Genomic DNA, 15,204 nt, shown 5'->3' with positions numbered 1-15,204 from the left:
CGCCGGTCAATTCACCAGTTTGGCGATCATGAAGCCCAGGGCCACGGTTCCCAGGATGAAGATCACGCCGCGCAGCACCGGCGGCGACAGGCGGCGGCCCACCTTGGAACCGACCAGGCCGCCGATCAGCGAACTGACGGCGATCAGCCCGACGGCGGGCCAGCTGATCCGGTCGAAGGCGAAGAGCAGGTAGGATGCCGCGGCGACGAGGTTCACGCCGAGGACCAGGATGTTCTTCATGGCGTTGGCGTTCTGCATGGTTCCGGCCATGAACACCCCGAGGATGCCGACCAGCAGGATGCCCTGCGCCGCCACGAAGTATCCGCCGTAGACACCGGCGAGGTAGACCAGGACCACCAGCAGGATCCCGTGCCGTTTGTCGCGGATGGCGTGCTCCGGGTTTTCTTCCCGGTTCTGCACCCAGCGTTGCAGCCTGGGCTGGAACACCACCATCAGCAGGGCCACCACGATCAGCGCGGGCGCGGCGTAGTGGAACACCATTTCCGGCAGGTGCAGCAGCAAGTAGGCGCCGGTGATGCCGCCCAGCAGTGAGGCGGGCAGCAGCCGGAGCAGCTGGTTCCGCCGCCCTGCCAGCTCCTTGCGGTAGCCCCAAGCACCGGCCGCGCTGCCGGCCACAAGGCCCATGGCGTTGCTGATCGAGGCGGTCACCGGGGCGAAGCCGAGGGCGATCAGCACCGGAAAAGTCACCAGGGTGCCCGAGCCCACCACGCTGTTGATGGTTCCGGCCCAGAGGCCGGCGAAGAAAATGAAGACGCTACTGAGGAACTCCACGCGCTGTCAGTGGTTTCTTCAGCGGCGGGCGGTGGCGGTGTACCGGCCGCCGGAAACGTTGACGTCGAGGTCGACGCCGAACGTCTTGCTGAGGTTTTCCGCGGTCAGCACCTCGGCCAGCGGGCCGGAGGCAACAACGCCGCCGTCGCGCAGGAGGAGTGCGTGGGTGAAGCCCGGCGGGACCTCTTCGAGGTGGTGGGTGACCAGCACGATCGCGGGGGCAGCCTCGTCGCGGGCCAGCTCGCTGAGCCGGTGGACGAGGTCCTCGCGGCCGCCCAGGTCCAGGCCGGCGGCGGGCTCGTCGAGCAAGAGCAGTTCAGGATCCGTCATGAGCGCGCGGGCAATCTGCACGCGCTTGCGTTCCCCTTCGGAGAGGGAGGCGAAGGGGCGGTTGAGCAGCGGGCCCATCCCCCACTCATTGAGCAGGGCGAAGGCGCGGCGTTCGTCGTCCTTCTCGTAGCCCTCGCGCCAGCGGCCGGTGACGCCGTACGCGGCGGTCACGACGACGTTGAGGACCTTTTCGTGCTCGGGGATCTGGTTGGCGAGGGCGGCGGAGGACAGGCCGATCCGCGGGCGGAGTTCGAAGACGTCCACGGCGCCGAGGATCTCTTCGAGGATCCCGGCCATGCCGCTGGTGGGATGGAGGCGTGCTGCGGCCACCTGCAACAGAGTGGTCTTGCCAGCGCCGTTGGGACCGAGGATCACCCAACGCTCGCCTTCCTTGACCTGCCAGTCAACCTTGTCCAGGAGCGTTTTCGCCCCACGTACAACGCTGACGGCGGCCATTTCAAGAACATCACTCATAGGAGTAGACACTAGGACAAAAAAGCGGACTACTGATAACCGGGCCGCAGGCCAGAGGGCGGTGTCCCCCGGGCGCGTCACCAGCGCGAAACGAATTCCGGGCGGCTGCGGCGCGCTCGCTAGGATTGAGGCCATGAGTTCGAACGTGACCGCGGTCAGCTACGGCGTGCATTTGTCCCTTCCCGAAGTAGAGCAGCTGCGCCGTTCGCTGTCCGGAGCGGGGCTGTCCGTCGGCGCCGAAAGCACCTCCGGCGACGGCCGCTTCGCGGTCTACTCCGCGGACTGCACGCTGCCGGACGCCCTGACCGAGGCGGGGCTGGCCGACCTTCGCCGGAGCGTCGCCGCGGCCGGCGTCGAGGGCGTCGAAACGGCAATCGTTCCCGCTGCCCTGCGGCAGGCAGCGCGGAAGTTCCTGATCATGGACGTCGACTCCACACTGATCCGGCAGGAAGTCATTGAGCTGCTGGCCGCCTATGCGGGCAAGCGGGAGGAAGTGACGGCCGTGACCGAGGCGGCCATGCGCGGCGAACTGGACTTCGCGCAGAGCCTGCACGCCCGGGTGGCGGTGCTCGCCGGGCTGCCGGCCGACGTCGTCGACTCCGTCCGCGCCGAGGTGACTCTGAGCGACGGCGCGGCAGAGCTGGTGGCGGCCTTCAAGGCGGCCGGACACGCCGTCGCCGTCGTCTCGGGCGGCTTCAACCAGATCCTGCGGCCGATTGCCGAGGGCCTGGGACTGGACTACTGGATCGCCAACGAACTGGAAATCGTCGACGGCGCGCTGACCGGCAGGGTGCTGGGAGATGTGGTGGACCGCGCCGCCAAGGAAAAGTACCTGCGCGAATGGGCGGCCGCGGAGGGCATCCCGATGGAACACACCATTGCGGTGGGCGACGGGGCCAATGACTTGGACATGCTTGGCGCCGCGGGCATCGGTGTCGCGTTCAACGCCAAGCCCGCCGTCCGCGCGGTGGCGGACGCTGCAGTGAACATGCCCTACCTCGATGCCGTCCGGCACATCGCCGGCGTCTGAGCCCGCGCCTTGACGCCCGTCCCTTAACGCCAGTCCCTTAACGCCAGATGACACTTGGCGGCAGTGTCATTGAAGAACACTGCCGCCAAGTGCCATCCCGGTGGCTGCTAGTTGTTGACCGTGCCGTTTGACTTGTCGAAGTAGTCGGCGCCCCCGACGTATTCGGTGTGGCCGGTTTCGACGTCGGCGGTGGCCATCTTGGCGACCTCGGCGGCGAATTCCTTGACCGAATACAGCTTGCCGGCCTCGGCGCGGCGGGCCTCGATGGCGCCCGGGTTGGAGCGGTCCAAGAGTGTGGCGGTGACGGTGCCTTCAATCATGTCGCCGGAGACAACCACCAGCGAGATGCCCTTCTCCGCCAGGGCCGGAACCAGTTCGCGGAGCGCATCCTCGCCCGCGCGCTTGCTGCGGGCGACGGGCTCATACTCGGGCATGGTGGGCACGGTATTGATGAAGTGGGCCTGGTGGCTGGTCACGAAGACCACGCGTGAGCCCTCGGCCATCAGCGGCACGGCGGCATTGAGCATGTTGACCTGGGCGTCGCGGTTCAGCTTGAGCGCGTAACCCTCTTCCATGCCGGACTCCATGCCGCCGGAAGCGTTCAGGACCAGGAGATCCAGTGAGCCGAAGTTCTCCATTGCGGCGCTGGCCAGGGCCTGGACGCCTTCCTGCGTGGTCAGGTCTGCGCCCACGGCTGCAGCCCGGCCGCCCGCGGCCTCGATCTCAGCGACAACCTTGTTGGCGCGCGGCGCCTTCTGGCGGTAGTTCACAACGACGGCGGCACCCTCGGCGGCGAGGAATTTGGCGACCTCTGCGCCGATGCCGCGCGATGAACCGGTAACGATTGCGGTCTTGTTGTCCAGCAGTCCCATTCGAGCTCCTTTGTTCCAAACATCCAAATACTGTGGGGTCTGCTGTCCATCATGCCAGCGGCCCGCAGCATTTCGGTTGTTCGGGATCCACAAAGAAGCCGTGCGGGCCTAGTTCGGGTGGCGGCGCGGATTGGTTTTCGGGTAATGCGCGGGACATGCCCACTCCCGGCGCCCCAGACCACGGGACATGCCCAGATGGCGGGCGCAGCAAGGGACATAATGCCTAAGTGTCCATCGCCCGCAGCCGGGAGTGGGCATGTCCCCCGGAGACTGCAGCCAAGAGTGGACATGTCCCCCGCGCGTGAGGTGCGCGCTCCCCTGGTCTCACCGAGTACAACCTGCGTCCCCGGTTCGATTGGCCCACACGCTTCTGTTTTGGCACCGCGCCGGGGCGTAGGCTCGCGCCCATGGGGAGCCACGGCACCGAATCCACGCCGGAAGAGGTCTTCAGCGGGTCACCGCGCGGCCTGGACCTTTGCCGCGCGGTGGAACGGCTCCTCGCCACGTCTCCGCCGGCAGCCGCGCCGCCCGAAATCAGGGCGACCACCAGCCAGGTGGCCTTCCGCGGACGCCGTCGCGGGTTCGCCTACGTCTGGTGGCCGGGACGCTATGTCCGCTCAGATGTCCCGGCCGTACTGTCCATTGCGCTGCGCAACCGCATCGACTCGCCCCGGTTCAAGTCGGTGGTTAACCCGTCCCCCGGCCTGTGGATGCATCATGTGGAGCTCCGCGCTGAAGAGGACCTGGACGCCGAGGTCGCGGGATGGCTGCGGCAGGCAAGGGACGAAGCCGGCTGAGGAAAGCGATCGCCGCTCGTCCCCAGCCGGCGGGGCTTCGCCGCGGGCGGGCGGCCCGCCATACGGGGACCCGCGTCAGGCGCGGTCCACCCGGATTTTCTTCGTGGGCTCCCCTGGCGCCGCCACGGGGGCCGGCGCGCGCACTTCCAGGACGCCGTCCTTATAGCTGGCCGTGATGTCCTCTTCCTCTGCCCCGGCCGGGAGGGCGATGCTGCGCAGGAAGGAGCCGTAGCGGAATTCCGAGCGATAGCCGGTCTTGCTCTTGTGCTCGGTCTTTTCTTCGCGTTCGGCCCGGATGTGCAGCATGCCTTCGCTGACCGACACGTCGACGTCCTTGTCGGGATCGATACCGGGAACCTCCGCCCGCACCACCAGGGTATTGCCGTCCTGGAACTGCTCGACCTTGATGGTCGACGCCATCGTCAGGTCGCCGTCGAGGAACCGACGGACAGGTTCCAACATGTCCGAGGGCGCCCACTTGCTGAGATCAGCCATGATAAATCCTCCTGGGTCCACGCCCCTGCCTTGGCGCGGTCAGGGGCTGTAACCCCATTACACGCCCCCGGCCGCAGCGCCGCCTAGGGCCAAAGGCCCGGCCTCGTGCCGCCGCCGCGGACGACGGCGGCCGCCGTCGTCCGTGGAGCCCAAAGCCGGCCGCAGAGCTATTGCCTAGTGGCCCATACCAAGGCCGCCGTCGACCGGGATAACCGCGCCGGAGATGTAGGCGGCCTCGTCGCTGGCAATCCAGCGGACGACGTCGGCCACTTCCGACGCCTCGGCGAAGCGGCCCGCGGGAACCTTCGACAGGTAGTCCTTCTGCGTGGCTTCCGGCAGCTCGGCGGTCATATCCGTGTTGATGAAGCCCGGCGCCACCACGTTGGCGGTGATTCCGCGACCCCCGAGTTCGCGGGTGAGGGAGCGGGCAATCCCGACGAGGCCGGCCTTGGATGCGGAGTAGTTGATCTGGCCCGGGGCGCCGTAGAGGCCGGAGACGGAGGAAATGAGTACCACGCGGCCCTTGCGTGCGCGGATCATGCCCTTGGAGGCGCGCTTGATCACCCTGAAGGCTCCGGTGAGATTTGTGTCGATGACCGAGGTGAAGTCGTCCTCGCTCATCCGCATCAGGAGCGTGTCTTTGGTGATGCCGGCGTTGGCCACCAGGACCTCGACGGGGCCGTGCGCCGCCTCGACTTCCGTGAACGCCGCGTCCACCGAAGCCTCGTCCGTGACGTCTGCCTTGACGCCGAGGATGCCCTCCGGGAGCGTGGCCGCGCTGCGGTAGGTGACCGCCACCTTGTCGCCGTTGGCGAGGAAGGATTCGGCGATGGCCAGGCCGATGCCGCGGTTGCCGCCGGTGATGAGGACGCTGCGGCCGGTGGAGGTTGCTTCAGACATGTTGGGCTCCGGGATTCTGCGGCTCACTGGCACCGCGTTGGGTGGGCTGGATTTTCCTGCCTCCGATCTTAGCCTCCGGCGCGCTCCACCCCGCTCTGGGCCGCCCGCTGTTTGGGCGGTCCAGCCGATGGTGAGAGAATTGCAGGAAGCCTATGGAGCGTGATCTGAAAGCCGTGACAAACAAGAACCGACCCGGTGAACGGACGTCCGGGGAGGACTCCGGCGACACCGAGGTCCACAGCATTACCGACGCCGCCGCCGCCCACTCGGAAGAGATGCGTCAGCGGATGATCAAGTATGCCGTGGCGATGGGCATCCGCATGGTCTGCCTGATCCTGGTGTTTGTGGTCGACGGCTGGTTCAAGATCCTCCCCGTCATCGGAGCAGTGTTCCTGCCGTGGTTTGCGGTGGTGATCGCCAACGGCAGCGACCACGCCGAAGTGCACAGCGAATCGCTGATCGACTACGTGCCGATGGGCGAATTGGACGCTCCACGCTCCGGGCAAACAACGGGCCAGGAACCACCGGCGGCGGACGATGTCCCCATCACCCTGTTGCAGGGCGAGCTGATTGACGACGACGAAGACCACGGACGGGCAGCTTCATGAACATTTTTGACTTGGCCGACCCGACGGCCGAGCCCGCCAGCGCGCTGTGCTCGCGCAAGGCGTGCCGTGCGCACGCCGAGTGGCAACTTCTGTGGAACAACCCCAAGATCCACACGCCGGAGCGGCGCAAGATCTGGCTCGCCTGTCCGGAGCACCGGGCCTGGCTGGAGGATTATCTCCAGACGCGGGGGCTGTGGAAGGAAACCCTTCCGCTGCACAGCACCCCCGACGAAGCCGCGGGCGGGGCCGGGAACGACGCTGCCTCGACCATCGCCCCGGGCAGGGCCGGCTGAATGTACCGCTTCCTTTTCTCCAGCAAGTGGCTGGGCTACCTGCTCCTGGCCGCCATTTTCGCCACCGCCTGCGTGCTTCTGGGCCGCTGGCAGATGGACCGCCGGGCGGAAACGCTCGCGGAGATCAACCGCGTCGTCTCGAATTACTCGGCCACCCCGATCCCCTTCGCGGACGCCCGGAACCAGTTCATTAAACTCGAGGCCGACCGTGAATGGACACAGGTCGAGCTGCACGGCCGCTACGACGAGGCCGGCCAGCGGATTGTCCGCAACCGCCCGCTCAACGGCCAACCGGGCTACGAGGTGGTGGTCCCCTTCAAGCTGGACTCCGGCGAGACGGTTGTGATCGACCGCGGCTGGCTGCCCATCGGCAACAAGACCCCGGGCAGCCCGGACTCAATTCCTGCCCCGCCCCCGGGCGAGGTCACGGTGGTTGCGCGGCTCAAGCATTCCGAGCCGGAACTGCAGCGCGGCGCGCCGGACGGGCAGCTCGCGTCGATCGACCTCGCCGCCTACTCGGCCCAGCTCGGGTATCCCCTCCTCACCGGGGCCTACGGCCAGCTGGCCTCGGAAACCCCGCCGGCAGCGGACATGCCCGTCGGCTTCCCCAAACCGTCCACCGACGAGGGCACGCACCTGTCCTACTCGCTGCAGTGGTTTGCCTTTGGCGTTCTCATGTTCGTCGGCTTCGGCTACGCAGCACGCCAGCAAGCCCGCAACGCTGAGATTGACGCCGAGGACGCCCAGGATCAGGCCGCGGCCGCCGACGGCTACCTGCACGCCAGCAACCCGGCGCCCCGCCGTCGTCCTGTCCCCCGGAAGCGGAAAACTGCCACCGCGGAGGAAGAGGAAGACGCCATCCTGGACGCCCAGGGATTCTGAAGGAGCACAGCATGGRCCCCGACGCCGTAGCGAACGTCCGGCGCGCGCTCCTCGCGGCGGGCGCGGCCGACACCGTAGCCGTCTTTGAGACCCAGGTGCCGACCGCCGCCGCGGCGGCCGCGGCCTTGGGCTGCGACGTCGCGGCGATCACCAACAGCCTCGTGTTCGACGTCGACGGCGCTCCCCTGCTGATCCTGGCCAGCGGCGCGGCCAAGGTCGATCTCCGCCACGTCGCCGCGCGGCTCGGGTCAGGGAAGATCCGCCGCGCGGATGCCGACTTCGTCCTGCTGCACACGGGCCAGCGCGTCGGGGGTGTAGCCCCGGTGGGCCACCCGCAGAAGATCAGGACCCTGCTCGACGAGTCCCTCAAGGACCACGAACTCCTCTGGGCCGGCGCCGGCGACCACCACTCCATGTTCTCGATCACCTACCAAGAACTCCACCGCATCACCAACGCCGAACAGATGCCTATCCGCTAAACACTGGCAGCACGGATGGTGACGTTGCCTCAAGCGCAATGGTGACGTCCAAGTAAGCGCCGAACGCGGGCAATTTGCGTAGCGTGCGTCTAAGCGGGGGCCCACGCCGTCAGGGTTCCCTGGCCGAGCTTGCGAGGTTAGGGCGACGGTGGAGAGGACGAGCGAGCACGCGGCAAATTGCGCGCGCGAGGCGCGAACCCAACCACGGAACGAAGGCGGAGCGGCGAAGGAAGGCGAGCGGCCTAAGCCAGCGTGATCAAGTCCAGGTAGTCCTCATTCCAGAGGTCCTCGACGCCATCAGGAAGCAGCACAACACGCTCCGGGTTGAGGGCTTCGACAGCACCCTCGTCGTGGCTCACCAGCACCACGGCACCGGTGTAGTTGCTCAGGGCCCCGAGGATTTCGGCGCGGCTGGCCGGGTCGAGGTTGTTGGTGGGCTCATCAAGGAGCAGCACGTTCGCGCTCGAGGCCACGATGGTGGCCAGCGCCAATCGTGTCTTTTCGCCGCCGGAGAGCACACCGGCGGGCTTGTCGACGTCGTCGCCGGAGAACAGGAACGAGCCCAGGATGTTGCGGACCTCGGCGTCGTTCATGTCAGGGGCCGAGGAGCGCATGTTCTGCAGAACGGTGCGGTCGACGTCGAGCGTCTCATGTTCCTGGGCGTAGTAGCCGACCTTCAGTCCGTGGCCGGGGATCACTTCGCCGGTGTCCGGCTTGTCGACACCGGCGAGCATGCGCAGCAATGTGGTCTTGCCGGCACCGTTGAGGCCCAGGATGACCACCTTGGAGCCGCGGTCGATGGCGAGGTCGACGTCGGTGAAGATTTCCAGCGAGCCGTAGGACTTGCTGAGGCCGTCGGCGGTGAGCGGCGTCTTGCCGCAGGGTGAGGGGTCCGGGAAGCGCAGGGCAGCCACGCGGTCGTTCTCGCGGACCGCTTCGAGGCCGCCGAGGAGGCGTTCGGCGCGCTTGGCCATGTTCTGCGCGGCGACGGCCTTGGTGGCCTTGGCGCGCATCTTGTTGGCCTGGTCCATCAGGACCTGGGCCTTCTTTTCGGCGTTGGCGCGTTCGCGCTTGCGGGCACGTTCGTCGGTTTCGCGCTGCGTGAGGTAGCGCTTCCAGTCCATGTTGTAGAAGTCGATCTGCGCGCGGTTGGCGTCCAGCAGGAAGACCTTGTTCACCGTGGCCTCAAGCAGTTCCGTGTCGTGGCTGATCACGATCAGGCCGCCCTGGTGGTTCTTCAGGAACTCCCGGAGCCAGGCGATGGAATCGGCGTCGAGGTGGTTCGTGGGCTCATCGAGGAGCATCGTCTCGGCGTCGGAGTACAGGATGCGCGCCAGCTCCACACGGCGGCGCTGGCCGCCCGAAAGGGTCTTGAGCGGCTGGTTCAGCAGCCGGTCCGGCAGGGCGAGGTTTGAGCAGATCGCTGCGGCCTCGGCCTCGGCCGCGTAGCCGCCGGCGGCGAGGAACTCGGATTCCAGCCGGTCATAGCGGTTCATCGCCTTGCGCTGGACGTCGGCGTCCTCGCTGGCCATCTCTTCGTGTGCCACGCGGAGCTTGCCGACCGCGATGTCGAGGCCGCGGGCGGACAGGATGCGGTCCCGGGCCAGCTGCTCCATGTCCGGCGTGCGCGGGTCCTGCGGCAGGTAGCCGATCTCGCCGCTGCGGGTGACCTTACCGGCGGCGGGCAGGCCCTCGCCGGCCAGGACGCGGGTGAGCGTGGTCTTGCCTGCACCGTTACGGCCGACGAGGCCGATCTTGTCTCCCTTGTCGATCCGGAAGCTCACCTGGTCCATAAGCAGACGGGCGCCGGCGCGCAGTTCGAGATCCTGGACGGTAATCAATGCAGCTAAGGCCTTTCACAACAGGGAACGCCGCGGCACAACGGATGGAGTCTGGACGGGGCCGGGGCAGTGTGGCCGAGAGAACGGCCTCTACCAGTCTACCGGCACCTCCCCTGCCGGGTGACATCGGGGAACGCGGCGGACGACGGCGGCCCGCGTCCGCCAGCGCCGGCTCCCTTTGGCGGGGTTGGCCAGCGAGGGGACCGCCGCTTAGTGGAAGGCCTACAAAATGGCGGGGTTGCCGCGGCCGTATCGTCGGAAGTGAGACCCCGGCCCCACCACTCGACTCGACCACTCGACAGGAAACAGCATGAGCAACACCGACAATTCCGTCACCACCCCCACCCCCGCGGCCGGCCAAGGCAGCACCGCCCCGGCGGCCCCGCGCCAGAGCCGCCGACGCCGCTGGGACGCGACCGACCTCGCACTGATCGCGGTGTTCGCGGCGATCATCGCGGGTTCTGCCCTGATTGCCGCAATCCCCGTGGGCGGGCTTGGTGTGCCGATCACCCTGCAGACTCTCGCCGTGATGCTCACCGGACTGGCGCTCGGTCCGGGCCGCGCCTTCGCTGCCGTGGGCCTGTACCTCCTGCTGGGCTTCGCCGGGCTGCCGATCTTCAGCGGCGGGCGCAGCGGGCTGGGTGTCCTGGCGGGACCCTCGGCCGGCTACATCTTCGGCTTCCTGCTGGCCGCCACGGCCGTCGGCGCCCTGACCGTCGTCGTGCTGCGCCGCACGGGGGCGCACTCCGCCAAGGTCCGGTCTGTGCTGCTCTTCTGTGCCGCCATGGTCAGTAGCATCGTCTTTGTCCACGGGCTGGGCATCCTCGGCATGATGGTCAATGCCAAGCTCAGTCTCTCCGCGGCCTTCCTCGCCGATCTGGCCTTCTACCCGGGCGACGTCATCAAAAACATCCTCGCCGTGACGGTCGCGTTGACGCTGCATAAGGCGTTCCCTGACCTGCTGATCCGCCGGATCCGCCGCGTGGACTTGGCCGGCGAGGCAGACGGACGCGCATGAGTATTGTCCTGGACGGTGCGGCCGTCCGGGTAGCCGTCGACGGCCGCCCGGAGCCCAAGACCCTGCTTGAGCCGGTGTCCCTGACGCTGGCTGAACGCCGGATCGGCGTCATCGGGGCGAACGGCTCGGGCAAATCCACGCTGCTCCGGATGCTTAACGGCCTCGTCGCACCGAGCTCCGGCGCGGTGGCGGTGGCAGGTTTCGACACGGTCCGGGATGTCCGCGCTGTCCGCCGCCGCGTCGGCTTCGTCTTCACCGATCCGCTCTCGCAACTCGTGATGCCGACCGGTCGCGAAGACGTCGAATTATCGCTGCGCCGCTCGGTGCGGAACGCCGGGGAACGGCGTGCCCTCGCGGAGGCCTGCCTCGAACGGTTCGGGCTGCTGGGGCTGGCGGACCAGAGCGTGTACGAGCTCTCCGGCGGCGAACGGCAGCTTGTCGCCCTCGCTGCGGTGCTGGCCGTGAACCCGGACATCCTGGTACTGGACGAGCCTTCCACCCTGCTGGACCTGCGGAACCGGGAACTGCTGCGCCGCACCCTGGCGGCGCTGGACCAGCAGATCGTCCTGTCGACCCACGACCTCGACCTCGCGCTCGATCTGGACCGGGTGCTGGTGGTGGACGACGGCAAGATCGTGTTCGACGGCGGGGCGGCCGCCGCCGTCGCGCACTACCGCGTGCTCTGCGCGGCGGAACCCGCCGGGGTGCGGGGCGCCGGCGTGCGGGAAGCCGGCGGGGGGACGGCGCAGCCGTGAGGGGCCATGGCTTCCTGCTCGCCAACTATGTACCGGGCACCTCGCTGGTGCACCGGACTCCCCTGTGGCTGAAGTTCTTGCTGGTACTGGCGTGCGGGATGGGATCGTTTCTCGTTGCGGACTGGGCCGCGGCGGCAGCTGGACTCGCCTTGCTGTGCGGGGTATTCCTGCTCAGCGGGGCAGGTGCCCGCAGGCTGTTCCGGGCTGTCCGGCCGATCCTGCCCGTGCTGGCTGTGATCGGCGTGTTCCAGTGGTGGCAGCTGGGCGGCCCGGTCGCCGTGCGGATTGTGTTGAACGTTTTGGTCTGCGTGGTGGCGGCGGCAATCCTGACGGCCACCACGCAGGTCCAGTCGCTGTTGGACGGTGTAGCCTCGCTGGCGCGGCCCTTTCGCCGGCTCGGCGCCGATCCCGAGCGGTTCGCCCTGACAATTGCCATCATGCTGCGCAGCATCCCGTTCATCGCCGGCGCCTACGCCGATGTGCGCGATTCGGCACGGGCCCGCGGCCTGGAACGGAACCCGCGTGCATTGGTGCTGCCGGTCTTCATCACTACGGTGGCATTCGCCCGGCAAACCGGCGATGCCCTGGCGGCGCGCGGTTTGGGTGAGGCTGACGATGGGGAGGACCGGGAGGATCCGGACGGCCTAGCGGCCTGAGACGACCGGGCCGGGGCAGGTTTCGTGCCGCGGCTTGAAGCACTGGGCATGCCCCCTGCTGAGGCCCGCGACGGCGCATGCCCATTCCTCGTCCTGCGCACTGGACATGTGACCACTATGTCCACTCCCCGCAGCCAGGAACGGGCATGTCCGGCAGGGTTGGCGCACCGGGCATGCCCCCTGCCGAGGCCCACCACGGCGCATGCCCATTCCTCGTCCTGCGCACTGGACATGTGACCACTATGTCCAGTCCTCGCAGCCAGGAACGGGCATGCCCGGCAGGGCGCTACCGGAGCGAGCGGTACTCGAACAGTGCAGCAGTCCCCATCCCGCCAGCGATGCTGATCATGGCCAGGGCCAGTCGGCCATCCACGGCCTCCCGGCGGGCCTGGGCCAGCAACCTGGACACGAGCACCGCGCCGGACGCCCCGTAGGCGTGCCCCAGGGCAAGGGCGCCGCCGTCGAGGTTCGCGCGTTCCGAGTCGATGCCCAGCTGGTCGAGGCATGCCAGGGTCTGGGATGCGAACGCCTCGTTGAACTCGATCAGCCCGAGATCCCCGGCCGCGACGCCGGAAACCGTAAGCAGGCGTTCAGCGGCGGCCGCCGCGCCCATCCCCAGCAGCGCCGGCTCCACGCCCGCGGTGTCCGTCCCGAGGACCAGGAGGCCGTCCCGTGCGCCGAGTTGGCGCGCCCGGGCCAGCGAGGTGATCACGACGGCGGCGGCCCCGTCCGCGTCGAAGCAGGAGTTGCCGGCTGTCACGGTCCCGCCGGGAACGAACGCGGCAGGGAACCGGGCCAGCAACGCCGGGGTCAGCGAGCGGCGTGGGCCGTCATCGCAGCCCACGGGACCATCGGGCCCGGGCAGCGCGACGGTCTCGGTTTCGAAGGTTCCGGCCGCCGCGGCGTCGAGGGCGCGACGGTGGCTGCGCAGCGCGAAGTCGTCCTGCCGTTGCCGCTCAATACCATGGCGGACGGCGACGTTCTCGGCGGCCACCCCCATGTCCGGGTCGCCGATGCTGCCGGGGGCGAACTGGGCGCGGCTGAAGAACTGCGGCTCGCCGTCAGCGCCGCGCCTGGCCCGCAGTGGTGCGGTGCTGATGCTCTCCACCCCGCCGGCGAGATACACGCTGCCGCCGCCGGAACCCCCGCCGAATTGGCCGCCGGACGCGACGAGCCGGGATGCCAGCACGATCGCGTCGAGGCCGGACCCGCACTGCCGGTCCACGGTCAGTCCCGGAACGCCCACGGCCAGCCCGGCCTCGAGGGCCGCCAGCCGGGCGACATTGCCGCCGCCGCCCACCGCGTTCCCGACCACGACGTCCGTCACCTGGTCCGGTGCAACACCCGAGTCGGCCAGCAGTCGGTGCAGTACCGGCGCCAACAGTTCGTGGGCGGGCAGCGTCTTCAGGGCTCCGTGGGCGCGGCAGAGCGGGGTCCGCAGGGCAGCGATGATGACGGGCTGCCGGTCCTCCGGCAACAGACCGCCCCGGCGCCGTGCAGGCGAAGGCGTCCGGGAAGGCAACGGATCCTCAGCCAAGGCGCCGGACACGAGGATCATTCCGGGCGATCCACTCAAGCAGCAGCGGCCGGCTGGGCTTGCCGCGATCGGTGAGGGGCAGCTCGGTCAATGCGTAGTAGTCCAGCGGACGTTTGCTCCGGACCAGGACATCCTCGACGCCGGCCTTCAGCTGCGTGCCCGTCAGACCGCCGTGGGACGGCAGTACCGCGGCCACGACGCGCTGGCCGCGAAGGTCGTCCGGCTGCCCGGCGGCCATGGCGGCGGCGACACCCGGTACGGACGCGAGGGCGAGTTCAACCTCGTGCGGGTACACGTTGGTCCCCGCCGTGACAATCATGTCCGAACGGCGCCCCAGCAAATGCAGGGTTCCGTCGGACAGGTAGCCCCGGTCCCCCACAGTGTGCCAGCCGTCGAAGCACTGCAGCGCCGTGCCGTCGTCGCCCCACAGGTAGCCCTCGCTGACCATGCCACTGCGCACGCAGACGTTGCCGTCGCATCCGTCAGGAACCGCGGCGCCGCCGTCGTCGAGAATCCTGATCTCGACGCCGGGAAACGGACCGCCGATTCCCGTGCCGTTCGCCGTCCCGCCGAACGCTCTCAAGCTGGACGCCGGGGCCTCGCCCGGCCGGAGTCCTGCGCCGGCGACGAAACTGAGCTCCGCGGCGCCGTAGTACTCGAAGATCGTCGCGTTCGGCGCCCAGCGGCGGGCGGCCTCCAGGGTGCGCGCGTCGAGCTTGGAGCCGGCGCAGATGATGCTCCGCAGGCCGGAGGCATCCACGCCGCCGGCCAGGCCGCGCTCACTGAGCAGCCGCAGCATGGTCGGTACCAGGACCAGCCGGGTGATGCCGTCATGGCTGACCGCGGTGTGTGCGTCGCCGACGTCGAACTGCTCGAGGGTGTGGAATTCAGAGCCGGCATACAGGCATTCGGCAAGCGCATAAAGATTGAGGCTGGCGGCAAGCGGTCCGGGTGCGAGCGTCCGGTCCTCGGGCCCCAGGCCAAAAAACTCGACCGAAGACTCGAAGGACAGCCGCCAGGAGCGCCGCGAGCGGGTGAACGCCTTGGGCAGCGCAGTCGTGCCGGAGGTGAGCCCGATCAGGAAAGGCGACTCAGGTGACCCGTCCTCGAGTTCGCTGCCCAGGCCGGTGCCGTCAGCGGGAACGGCTTCCGCGATCCGGGCCGTGATGGCGTCCAGGAGCTGCTGCGGCCAGGTGGGGTCCAGCACGGCGCAGCGGCGGCCGGCCGCGACGGCCGCCGCGAAGGCGACCGCAAAATCCGTGGAGTTGCGCTCGGCCAGCACCGTGACGGCCGGCGTCACCGGGACGAGCGCAGCCGCCGCGTTCCGCAGTTCGGACCAGCTCAGGCGTTTTCCGGCCACGACGACGGCGGTGCCGTCGGGGCGCTCATCGGCCCAACGCTGGAGTCTGTCAAGAAAAGGCATCGGGTCAACTTTACCGGGCAGC

At 68.6% G+C, this 15,204-nt stretch carries 17 protein-coding genes; 9 read left to right on the top strand and 8 right to left on the bottom strand.

The features are described from left to right. Positions 1-6: 6 nt before the first annotated feature. Complete coding sequence (locus AC1DGE_RS00960) at positions 7-792, bottom strand: sulfite exporter TauE/SafE family protein (RefSeq protein ID WP_441418716.1); 786 nt, start codon at positions 790-792, stop codon at positions 7-9. Between the two features lie 18 nt (positions 793-810). Beyond that, positions 811-1,596, bottom strand: a complete 786-nt coding sequence (locus AC1DGE_RS00955) for an ABC transporter ATP-binding protein (protein WP_441418715.1) — start codon at positions 1,594-1,596, stop codon at positions 811-813. Positions 1,597-1,729: 133 nt separating this feature from the next. On the opposite strand from AC1DGE_RS00955, the gene serB reads away from it, so the two are divergent. Continuing rightward, positions 1,730-2,626, top strand: a complete 897-nt coding sequence (gene serB, locus AC1DGE_RS00950; RefSeq protein ID WP_476916715.1) for a phosphoserine phosphatase SerB — start codon at positions 1,730-1,732, stop codon at positions 2,624-2,626. Positions 2,627-2,733: 107 nt separating this feature from the next. Here serB and AC1DGE_RS00945 read toward each other — a convergent pair whose 3' ends face one another. Further along, positions 2,734-3,498 carry an SDR family oxidoreductase gene (locus AC1DGE_RS00945; RefSeq protein ID WP_441418713.1) on the bottom strand — a complete coding sequence of 255 codons (765 nt, stop codon included), beginning with the start codon at positions 3,496-3,498 and terminating at the stop codon, positions 2,734-2,736. 407 nt (positions 3,499-3,905) lie between these two features. Between AC1DGE_RS00945 and AC1DGE_RS00940 the strand changes: the two genes are divergently transcribed. Continuing rightward, positions 3,906-4,295: a DUF5655 domain-containing protein gene (locus tag AC1DGE_RS00940; RefSeq protein WP_476892564.1), complete on the top strand. Its 390-nt coding sequence runs from the start codon at positions 3,906-3,908 to the stop codon at positions 4,293-4,295. Between the two features lie 75 nt (positions 4,296-4,370). On the opposite strand, the gene AC1DGE_RS00935 is transcribed toward AC1DGE_RS00940, so the two are convergent. Further along, positions 4,371-4,790, bottom strand: a complete 420-nt coding sequence (locus AC1DGE_RS00935; RefSeq protein ID WP_476909407.1) for an Hsp20/alpha crystallin family protein — start codon at positions 4,788-4,790, stop codon at positions 4,371-4,373. A gap of 174 nt (positions 4,791-4,964) precedes the next feature. Continuing rightward, positions 4,965-5,690 carry a 3-oxoacyl-ACP reductase FabG gene (gene fabG, locus AC1DGE_RS00930; protein ID WP_175323342.1) on the bottom strand — a complete coding sequence of 242 codons (726 nt, stop codon included), beginning with the start codon at positions 5,688-5,690 and terminating at the stop codon, positions 4,965-4,967. A 152-nt stretch (positions 5,691-5,842) separates the two neighbouring features. Between fabG and AC1DGE_RS00925 the strand changes: the two genes are divergently transcribed. The 4 genes from AC1DGE_RS00925 to AC1DGE_RS00910 are packed head-to-tail and all read left to right on the top strand — an operon-like array spanning position 5,843 to position 7,952. After that, complete coding sequence (locus AC1DGE_RS00925) at positions 5,843-6,298, top strand: DUF3099 domain-containing protein (RefSeq protein WP_476892566.1); 456 nt, start codon at positions 5,843-5,845, stop codon at positions 6,296-6,298. Then, the gene (locus AC1DGE_RS00920) at positions 6,295-6,591 is read left to right on the top strand and encodes a hypothetical protein (protein ID WP_476916714.1); all 297 of its coding nucleotides are present in this window, start codon (positions 6,295-6,297) and stop codon (positions 6,589-6,591) included. Before AC1DGE_RS00925 ends, AC1DGE_RS00920 begins: the two co-directional genes overlap by 4 nt. After that, a complete protein-coding gene (locus AC1DGE_RS00915) occupies positions 6,592-7,473 on the top strand; it encodes an SURF1 family cytochrome oxidase biogenesis protein (protein WP_476916713.1) in 882 nt (293 codons plus the stop codon). It begins immediately after the preceding gene. Positions 7,474-7,484: 11 nt separating this feature from the next. Next, positions 7,485-7,952 (top strand): YbaK/EbsC family protein, encoded by a 468-nt coding sequence (locus AC1DGE_RS00910; RefSeq protein ID WP_476916712.1) that lies wholly within the window; start codon positions 7,485-7,487, stop codon positions 7,950-7,952. Between the two features lie 242 nt (positions 7,953-8,194). On the opposite strand, the gene AC1DGE_RS00905 is transcribed toward AC1DGE_RS00910, so the two are convergent. After that, positions 8,195-9,793: an ABC-F family ATP-binding cassette domain-containing protein gene (locus AC1DGE_RS00905; RefSeq protein ID WP_441418706.1), complete on the bottom strand. Its 1,599-nt coding sequence runs from the start codon at positions 9,791-9,793 to the stop codon at positions 8,195-8,197. Positions 9,794-10,103: 310 nt separating this feature from the next. On the opposite strand from AC1DGE_RS00905, the gene AC1DGE_RS00900 reads away from it, so the two are divergent. From AC1DGE_RS00900 to AC1DGE_RS00890, 3 genes are read left to right on the top strand one after another with little or no spacing between them, the layout of a single operon-like run. After that, on the top strand, positions 10,104-10,811 hold the full coding sequence (locus AC1DGE_RS00900; protein WP_476909412.1) for a biotin transporter BioY: 708 nt from the start codon (positions 10,104-10,106) through the stop codon (positions 10,809-10,811). Further along, positions 10,808-11,566 carry an energy-coupling factor ABC transporter ATP-binding protein gene (locus AC1DGE_RS00895; protein ID WP_476892571.1) on the top strand — a complete coding sequence of 253 codons (759 nt, stop codon included), beginning with the start codon at positions 10,808-10,810 and terminating at the stop codon, positions 11,564-11,566. Before AC1DGE_RS00900 ends, AC1DGE_RS00895 begins: the two co-directional genes overlap by 4 nt. Then, positions 11,563-12,222 (top strand): energy-coupling factor transporter transmembrane component T family protein, encoded by a 660-nt coding sequence (locus AC1DGE_RS00890; protein WP_476892572.1) that lies wholly within the window; start codon positions 11,563-11,565, stop codon positions 12,220-12,222. Before AC1DGE_RS00895 ends, AC1DGE_RS00890 begins: the two co-directional genes overlap by 4 nt. Before the next feature lie 286 nt (positions 12,223-12,508). On the opposite strand, the gene AC1DGE_RS00885 is transcribed toward AC1DGE_RS00890, so the two are convergent. Next, positions 12,509-13,780 (bottom strand): thiolase family protein, encoded by a 1,272-nt coding sequence (locus AC1DGE_RS00885; protein WP_476892573.1) that lies wholly within the window; start codon positions 13,778-13,780, stop codon positions 12,509-12,511. Then, positions 13,752-15,182, bottom strand: a complete 1,431-nt coding sequence (locus AC1DGE_RS00880) for a class I adenylate-forming enzyme family protein (protein ID WP_476916711.1) — start codon at positions 15,180-15,182, stop codon at positions 13,752-13,754. The genes AC1DGE_RS00885 and AC1DGE_RS00880 overlap by 29 nt, the downstream gene beginning before the upstream one ends. Positions 15,183-15,204 lie beyond the last annotated feature (22 nt).

The sequence above is a fragment of the Arthrobacter sp. 05N425 genome (assembly GCF_056397125.1).
Note: the sequence above shows the minus strand (reverse complement) of the source record. Positions and strands in the feature narration are given on the sequence as shown.

Excerpts from the sequence above, each read along its gene's own strand:
- AC1DGE_RS00955 (WP_441418715.1), bottom strand. The coding sequence starts at position 1,596 with ATGAGTGATGTTCTTGAAATGGCCGCCGTCAGCGTTGTACGTGGGGCG.
- serB (WP_476916715.1), top strand. The coding sequence starts at position 1,730 with ATGAGTTCGAACGTGACCGCGGTCAGCTACGGCGTGCATTTGTCCCTT.
- AC1DGE_RS00945 (WP_441418713.1), bottom strand. The coding sequence starts at position 3,498 with ATGGGACTGCTGGACAACAAGACCGCAATCGTTACCGGTTCATCGCGC.
- AC1DGE_RS00940 (WP_476892564.1), top strand. The coding sequence starts at position 3,906 with ATGGGGAGCCACGGCACCGAATCCACGCCGGAAGAGGTCTTCAGCGGG.
- AC1DGE_RS00935 (WP_476909407.1), bottom strand. The coding sequence starts at position 4,790 with ATGGCTGATCTCAGCAAGTGGGCGCCCTCGGACATGTTGGAACCTGTC.
- fabG (WP_175323342.1), bottom strand. The coding sequence starts at position 5,690 with ATGTCTGAAGCAACCTCCACCGGCCGCAGCGTCCTCATCACCGGCGGC.
- AC1DGE_RS00925 (WP_476892566.1), top strand. The coding sequence starts at position 5,843 with ATGGAGCGTGATCTGAAAGCCGTGACAAACAAGAACCGACCCGGTGAA.
- AC1DGE_RS00920 (WP_476916714.1), top strand. The coding sequence starts at position 6,295 with ATGAACATTTTTGACTTGGCCGACCCGACGGCCGAGCCCGCCAGCGCG.
- AC1DGE_RS00915 (WP_476916713.1), top strand. The coding sequence starts at position 6,592 with ATGTACCGCTTCCTTTTCTCCAGCAAGTGGCTGGGCTACCTGCTCCTG.
- AC1DGE_RS00900 (WP_476909412.1), top strand. The coding sequence starts at position 10,104 with ATGAGCAACACCGACAATTCCGTCACCACCCCCACCCCCGCGGCCGGC.
- AC1DGE_RS00895 (WP_476892571.1), top strand. The coding sequence starts at position 10,808 with ATGAGTATTGTCCTGGACGGTGCGGCCGTCCGGGTAGCCGTCGACGGC.
- AC1DGE_RS00885 (WP_476892573.1), bottom strand. The coding sequence starts at position 13,780 with ATGATCCTCGTGTCCGGCGCCTTGGCTGAGGATCCGTTGCCTTCCCGG.
- AC1DGE_RS00880 (WP_476916711.1), bottom strand. The coding sequence starts at position 15,182 with ATGCCTTTTCTTGACAGACTCCAGCGTTGGGCCGATGAGCGCCCCGAC.